Source organism: Stenotrophomonas maltophilia group sp. vghtpe118, assembly GCF_052605195.1.
Window position 1 is genome coordinate 2,700,044 of sequence record NZ_CP199672.1, and the last position, 7,457, is coordinate 2,707,500.

Consider the following 7,457-nt stretch of genomic DNA (forward strand, 5'->3'; position numbering starts at 1 on the left):
GACTGAAATTAGTGGTGTTGCCATGAATCCCCAATGAGCGTTCCCTGCCCGCATTGATGCGCGCTATGCCTGCAATCCGAACCCTGCATCCCGGTGCGGCGCCGGATAGGCGACAATATCGCCCATGCTCGACGCACCCGATACCGCCGTGCTGGCGGTCAACCTAGGCACGCCCGAGACGCCGACGGCCCCCGCCGTACGCCGTTACCTGGCCGAATTCCTGTCCGACCCGCGCGTGGTCGCGATTCCGGCACTGCTCTGGCAGCCGCTGCTGCGCGGGCTGATCCTGCCGCTGCGAAGTGGCCGGTCGGCGGCCAAGTATGCCCAGGTCTGGCTGCCCGACGGCTCACCGCTGATGGTGCATACGCGCCAGCTGGCGCAGGCCATGCAGGCCCTGCTGCCGACCCTGACGGTGCGCCATGCGATGCGTTACGGCGAACCGGCGCTGGCCGGCGAGCTCGACCGTCTGGCCGCCGACGGCGCGCGCCGGATCGTGGTGCTGCCGCTGTACCCGCAGTACTCCACCACCACCACCGCCTCGGTCGAAGACCGGGTCGATGCGTGGCAGCGCCGCAACCCGGGCGTGACCGTGAGCCTGGTGCGGGATTACTCGGTCGATCCCGGCTGGGTCGAGGCCGTAGCCGGATCGATCCGCCGCTACTGGGAACAGCACGGTCGCGGTCAGAAACTGATGTTTTCCTTCCATGGTATCCCGCAGCGCCTGGCCGACGCGGGCGACCCGTATCCGCAGCGCTGCGAGGCCAGTGCGCAGGCCATCGCCAATGCACTGGGCCTGGGCAAGGACGACTGGCAGATGGGTTACCAGTCGCGCTTCGGCCGCGAGCGCTGGTTGCAGCCGTATGCCGAGCCCAGCCTGTGGGCGCTGGCCGAGTCCGGCGTGAAGCAGATCGACGTGGTCTGCCCCGGATTTGCCACCGACTGCCTGGAGACGCTGGAAGAGGTTGCGCTGGGCTTCACCGAAACACTGGCCGAGCGCGGTGCGACGATGCGCTACATCCCCTGCCTCAACGCCGAGCCGGAGCATGCACGCGCCCTGGCACGGCTGGCCGTGTCCTCGCTGGCATGAGCCTGCAACCGTTTGAACTCCAGGTCGGGGGCGCACGCGTCGCCGGCCTGCGCAACCACGGCGGCGGCCCACGCGTGCTGGCCCTGCATGGCTGGCTCGACAACGCCGCCAGCTTCGTGCCGCTGGCGCCGCACCTGTCGGCGTTGCAGCTGGTTGCCATCGATCTGCCCGGCCACGGTCACAGCGCACACCTGCCGGCGGGTGCCAGCTACACCACGGCCGCCGCGATCTGCCACGTACTCGATGTCGCCGACGCGCTGGGCTGGGACCGATTCAGCCTGCTCGGCCATTCAATGGGTGCCGGCATTGCCAGCCTTACCGCCTCGGTCAGCGACCGTGTTGATCGGCTGGTGGCGATCGAAGCACTCGGCGGCCTGCGCGGTCCCGAGGAAGAAACGGCGCATCGCCTGCGCGAGCATGTGAACGCCACGCGGGCGTTGGCACGCAAGCAGCTGCGCGTGTTTCCCGATCTGGCAGCGCCGATCCGCGCGCGGATGATGACCAACCAGCTCAGCGAACCCTGCGCACGGCTGCTGGTCGAGCGCGGCGTGGAACCGGTCGAAGGTGGCTACCGCTGGTGCAGCGACCCGCGCCTGATGCTGCCCACCGCGATCCGCCTCAGCGAAGGCCAGATCGACAACCTGCTGCAGGCCATCGCCTGCCCGACGCAGGTGATCTATGCCACGCCGGCGCAGTCCTACTATCCCGAGCCGATGCGCAGTGATCGCCTGCAGCACCTGCGTGATGGACGGCTGGCCGTGTTTCCCGGCAACCACCACCTGCATATGGAAGACCCGGCACGCATCGCCGGGGTGATCCTGCGCTTCCTCGGCAACGACAACGCCGGCTGAGTCGCAGCGTCCGCGCACTTCATTCTGCGCAGTTGCGGCCGATACATCGGTTGCGGGCCACTGCGTCCGCAGCACGTGGGCCCGGTCGGGCCTGCGGCGTGTGTCTGGTCCTGCAAGGAAGTCCGCATGCCCGCTCCATTGCTCCGTCACCCACAGGATGTGGTCACGGCGCCCCGTCTGCGCGACGTTGATTGCGTCGCATTCCCCGAATTCCCGGTCCATGCCCTGGCCACGCACTCGTGCGTGCGCCACCGTGTGGCCGTAGCCGTCTGCTGATCCAGGAGTCGCCGATGTCCGCTGCATCCACTCGTCCCCCCGATACCGCCCGCCTGCCGCATCTGCAGCAGCTCGCCCACCGCGCTGACCGCCGATTGCTGATCGGCAGTGCGGCACTGGCGGTGGCCGGCCTGATGCTGGCCCTGCGCGGGCCTCATGCCCTGACCGCCTCGCTGGTTGCGGCCGCTGTGCTGCCTGCCATATGGCTGGCCGGTCCCAAGGCCGGCCATTGCGTCACCCGCAATGGCCTGGCGCTGTTGTTGTCGCTGCAGCTGGCAGGGCTGTGCGCGATCACGGGCCTGTCACCGGCGTTGCCGATTGCACTGCTGCTGGGCGTGCTGTTGAGCCATCGTGATCGCCTGCCGGTATGGCTGGCCGGTGGCATCGGCACGCTCGCGCTGCTGGCGCCGTTGCAGGACGGTGCCGCGCTGTGGCCAACGCTGCTGCAGGCCAGCATGTTCGCGGGCCTGACCTTGTTCCTCGGCCAGGTCGCACTGCGCCTTCGGCAGCAGACCGAGGCCCTTGGCCACGGCCCGCGTCGGCTTGCCGCGCTGGCACGCGACATTGCCACCGGTGCCGATCTTGGTGCACATGCCGACACCAGCGCCTATGCACCGGGTTCACTCGCCCACGCCCTGGCCGACACTGCACGCCACGTGCAGACCCAGCGTGGACTCGAGGCGGCGGCGCATGCCGAGAATGCGCAGATCCGCCAGGCGCTGGATGCCTCGCGCACTGCGATGATGATCGCCGACAACGATCACGTGATCCGCTATGTGAACCGCTCGGTGGTGGCTCTGCTGCGCAACCAGCAGGCGACACTGCGCCAGGCCTTCCCTGACTTCGATGCCGAACGCCTGGTCGGCAGCAGCATCCATCGCTTCCATGCCAACCCGGACCGCATCCGCGCCATCCTCAATGGCCTGCAGACCAGCCACAACGGCAAGGTACAGATCGGCCCGGTGCACTTCGCCCAGGTGGTCACCCCGGTGTTCGATGCACAGGGCATGCGCCTCGGCTTCGCCGTGGAATGGCATGACCGTACCCAGGAGCTGGCGCTTGAGAACGCCGTGGCCGGCATCGTCGCTGCTGCCGCTGCCGGCGATCTGGGCCAGCGCCTGCAGGCAACCGAAGGCGCCAGCTTCCTCGATGGCCTGACCGGTGGCATCAACCAGCTGCTCGATACGCTGGGCAGCACCGTCGATGAAGTACGACAGATGCTTTCGGCGCTGGCCAACGGCGATCTCGATCGGCGCATGCGCGGTGAGTACCACGGCGCCTTCGCCGCGATCCAGCGCGATGCCAACGCCACCGCCGGCCAGCTGGCGCGCATGGTGGGGCGCATCCAGCAGTGCGCAGCCTCGATCAGTACCGCCGCCAGCGAGATCGCTGCAGGCAATGGTGCGCTGTCCGAGCGCAGCGAGCGCCAGGCGGCGCACCTGCAGGAAACCGCTGCCTCGATGGAGGAGCTGACCGCCACCGTGCGCCAGAATGCTGCGCATGCGCGCGAGGCCAGTGAGCTGGCTGCGTCCACGCAGAGCGCCGCCAGTGATGGCAACACCGCGATGCAGCGGGTTGTCGACACCATGCAGGCGATTGAAGGCGCCTCGAAGCGGATCGGCGACATCACCGGCGTGATCGACGGGATCGCCTTCCAGACCAATATCCTCGCGCTCAATGCGGCGGTGGAAGCCGCGCGTGCCGGTGAACAGGGCCGTGGCTTCGCCGTGGTGGCCAGCGAGGTGCGCGTGTTGGCGCAGCGCTCCGCCGCCGCCGCACAGGAAATCAAAAAGCTGATCGATGAGGCAGGCCGGCAGGTGGGCGAAGGTGCCCAGCTGGTGGCCGACGCCGGCAAGCGGATGCAGGGCATTGCCGGCGGCGTGGAGGATGTCAGCCACCTGATGCGCGAAATTTCCGCAGCGTCGCAGGAGCAGTCGACCGGCATCGAGCAGATCAACCAGACCGTGGTGCAGATGGACCAGGCCACGCAGCAGAACGCGGCGCTGGTGGAAGAAGCCACCGCGGCCGCACGCGAGCTGCAGTCGCAGGCGGGGACGCTTACCGAGGCGGTATCGGTGTTCCGCCAGCAGGAACCGCACGAGGTCCCGCGGGCCGCCTGATCCGGGCCTGCAATGCGATCCTGGTCAAGACGGCGCCCGCAGGGCGCCGTTTTTTTGCCTGCTTCTGCGTGATGGGTCAGGAAAAGTCCGCTTCCGGATCTGCCGTGAGGAGCGGCCAGCCCTGTTTGGCGCCGCATCCACACACGGCGTGGATCTACCGGTAGTGCCGGCCGCTGGCCGGCAATCGATTGGTAGCGGCCAACCTTGGTTGGCGCAATGCTTCCTCGTGGACGGCATCCACGCATGGCGTGGATCCACCGGGCGATGTAACGCCATCGGGTTGCCGGCCAGCGGTCGGCACTACCCACGTTTCCTGCGCACAAAGAAAAACCCCACTGCGCCAGCAGCGGGGTTTTGGGTATAAACCCTGGCGATGACCTACTCTCGCATGGCTTGAGCCACACTACCATCGGCGCAGCTGCGTTTCACTTCCGAGTTCGGGATGGGATCGGGTGGTTCCACAGCGCTAATTTCACCAGGGAGGCTTTTGGAGCGTCGCACTCGTCCCTGTGGGACAAGGCGCCAGCCTCGCATAGTTCTTGTGACGTAGCGTGCACTTGGATGCTCTTACGACGTTGTCGTAAAGCCAAGGCAACTTGAGGTTATATGGTCAAGCCGCACGGATCATTAGTATCAGTTAGCTCAATACATTGCTGTACTTACACACCTGACCTATCAACCACGTAGTCTACATGGTTCCTTCAGGGGGCTTGTGCCCCGGGAGATCTCATCTTGAGGCGCGCTTCCCGCTTAGATGCTTTCAGCGGTTATCGCTTCCGAACATAGCTACCCGGCAATGCCACTGGCGTGACAACCGGAACACCAGAGGTTCGTCCACTCCGGTCCTCTCGTACTAGGAGCAGCCCCTCTCAAATCTCCAACGCCCATGGCAGATAGGGACCGAACTGTCTCACGACGTTCTGAACCCAGCTCGCGTACCACTTTAAATGGCGAACAGCCATACCCTTGGGACCGACTACAGCCCCAGGATGTGATGAGCCGACATCGAGGTGCCAAACACCGCCGTCGATATGAACTCTTGGGCGGTATCAGCCTGTTATCCCCGGAGTACCTTTTATCCGTTGAGCGATGGCCCTTCCATACAGAACCACCGGATCACTAAGTCCTAGTTTCCTACCTGCTTGATCCGTCGATCTTGCAGTCAAGCACGCTTATGCCTTTGCACACAGTGCGCGATGTCCGACCGCGCTGAGCGTACCTTCGAGCTCCTCCGTTACTCTTTAGGAGGAGACCGCCCCAGTCAAACTACCCACCATACACGGTCCCCGACCCAGATAATGGGCCCAGGTTAGAACGTCAAGCACGACAGGGTGGTATTTCAAGGATGGCTCCACCACAGCTAGCGCCATGGTTTCATAGCCTCCCACCTATCCTACACAGACGAACTCAACGTTCAGTGTAAAGCTATAGTAAAGGTTCACGGGGTCTTTCCGTCTTGCCACGGGAACGCTGCATCTTCACAGCGATTTCAATTTCACTGAGTCTCGGGTGGAGACAGCGCCGCTGTCGTTACGCCATTCGTGCAGGTCGGAACTTACCCGACAAGGAATTTCGCTACCTTAGGACCGTTATAGTTACGGCCGCCGTTTACTGGGGCTTCGATCAAGAGCTTCGCCTTGCGGCTGACCCCATCAATTAACCTTCCAGCACCGGGCAGGCGTCACACCCTATACGTCCACTTTCGTGTTTGCAGAGTGCTGTGTTTTTGATAAACAGTCGCAGCGGCCTGGTTACTGCGACCCTCTTCAGCTATAGCTCGCACGAGCCACCAAAAAGGGTGCACCTTCTCCCGAAGTTACGGTGCCATGTTGCCTAGTTCCTTCACCCGAGTTCTCTCAAGCGCCTGAGAATTCTCATCCTACCCACCTGTGTCGGTTTACGGTACGGTCTGCGTAAGCTGAAGCTTAGGAGCTTTTCCTGGAAGCGTGGTATCAGTGACTTTGCCATAAAGGCTCGTCTCGGTGCTCGGTCTTAGAGGATCCCGGATTTGCCAAAGATCCAAACCTACCGCCTTTCCCCAGGACAACCAACGCCTGGTACACCTAACCTTCTCCGTCCCTCCATCGCACTTACGCGAGGTGCAGGAATATTAACCTGCTTCCCATCGACTACGACTTTCGTCCTCGCCTTAGGGGCCGACTCACCCTGCGCCGATTAACGTTGCGCAAGGAAACCTTGGGCTTTCGGCGTGCGGGTTTTTCACCCGCATTATCGTTACTCATGTCAGCATTCGCACTTCCGATACCTCCAGCAGACTTCTCAATCCACCTTCAACGGCTTACGGAACGCTCCTCTACCGCGCATAACAAAGTTATGCACCCCAAGCTTCGGTTCTGTGCTTAGCCCCGTTAAATCTTCCCCGCAGACCGACTCGACCAGTGAGCTATTACGCTTTCTTTAAAGGGTGGCTGCTTCTAAGCCAACCTCCTGGCTGTCTGTGCCTTTCCACATGGTTTTCCACTTAGCACAAAATTTGGGACCTTAGCTGTGGGTCTGGGTTGTTTCCCTTTTCACGACGGACGTTAGCACCCGCCGTGTGTCTCCCATACAGTCCGTCTCGGTATTCGGAGTTTGCAATGGTTTGGTAAGTCGCGATGACCCCCTAGCCATAACAGTGCTCTACCCCCGAGAGGATACATATGAGGCGCTACCTAAATAGCTTTCGAGGAGAACCAGCTATCTCCGGGTTCGATTAGCTTTTCACTCCTAATCACACCTCATCCCCTACCTTTGCAACGGGAGTGGGTTCGGGCCTCCAGTGCGTGTTACCGCACCTTCACCCTGGGCATGACTAGATCACCCGGTTTCGGGTCTACTGCCCGCGACTATGCGCCCTTATCAGACTCGGTTTCCCTTCGCCTCCCCTATACGGTTAAGCTTGCCACGAACAGTAAGTCGCTGACCCATTATACAAAAGGTACGCAGTCACTCCTTGCGGAGCTCCTACTGCTTGTACGCACACGGTTTCAGGTTCTATTTCACTCCCCTCTCCGGGGTTCTTTTCGCCTTTCCCTCACGGTACTGGTTCACTATCGGTCGGTCAGTAGTATTTAGCCTTGGAGGATGGTCCCCCCATGTTCAGACAGGGTTTCACGTGCCCCG

At 62.9% G+C, this 7,457-nt stretch carries 3 protein-coding genes and 2 rRNA genes (1 of these 5 cut by a window edge); 3 read left to right on the plus strand and 2 right to left on the minus strand.

All coding sequences use genetic code 11. The features are described from left to right. Nucleotides 1-124: 124 nt before the first annotated feature. The 3 genes from hemH to ACUDTM_RS12350 all read left to right on the plus strand — a co-directional run bounded on the left by hemH (nucleotide 125) and on the right by ACUDTM_RS12350 (nucleotide 4,334). Nucleotides 125-1,087, plus strand: coding sequence for a ferrochelatase (gene hemH / locus ACUDTM_RS12340; RefSeq protein WP_065177801.1), 963 nt, complete (start codon nucleotides 125-127; stop codon nucleotides 1,085-1,087). Then, nucleotides 1,084-1,938: an alpha/beta fold hydrolase gene (locus ACUDTM_RS12345; protein ID WP_065177800.1), complete on the plus strand. Its 855-nt coding sequence runs from the start codon at nucleotides 1,084-1,086 to the stop codon at nucleotides 1,936-1,938. The genes hemH and ACUDTM_RS12345 overlap by 4 nt, the downstream gene beginning before the upstream one ends. A 290-nt stretch (nucleotides 1,939-2,228) precedes the next feature. Further along, nucleotides 2,229-4,334, plus strand: coding sequence for a methyl-accepting chemotaxis protein (locus ACUDTM_RS12350; RefSeq protein ID WP_111008391.1), 2,106 nt, complete (start codon nucleotides 2,229-2,231; stop codon nucleotides 4,332-4,334). A gap of 365 nt (nucleotides 4,335-4,699) precedes the next feature. Here ACUDTM_RS12350 and rrf read toward each other — a convergent pair. After that, a 5S ribosomal RNA gene (rrf, locus tag ACUDTM_RS12355) occupies nucleotides 4,700-4,814 on the minus strand. A 126-nt stretch (nucleotides 4,815-4,940) separates the two neighbouring features. Beyond that, nucleotides 4,941-7,457, minus strand: a 23S ribosomal RNA gene (locus ACUDTM_RS12360); it runs 363 nt beyond the window's last position.

What these genes read in the sequence shown, in the direction of transcription:
- hemH (WP_065177801.1), top strand. Translation starts at nt 125, where the DNA reads ATGCTCGACGCACCCGATACCGCCGTGCTGGCGGTCAACCTAGGCACG.
- ACUDTM_RS12350 (WP_111008391.1), top strand. Translation starts at nt 2,229, where the DNA reads ATGTCCGCTGCATCCACTCGTCCCCCCGATACCGCCCGCCTGCCGCAT.
- ACUDTM_RS12345 (WP_065177800.1), top strand. Translation starts at nt 1,084, where the DNA reads ATGAGCCTGCAACCGTTTGAACTCCAGGTCGGGGGCGCACGCGTCGCC.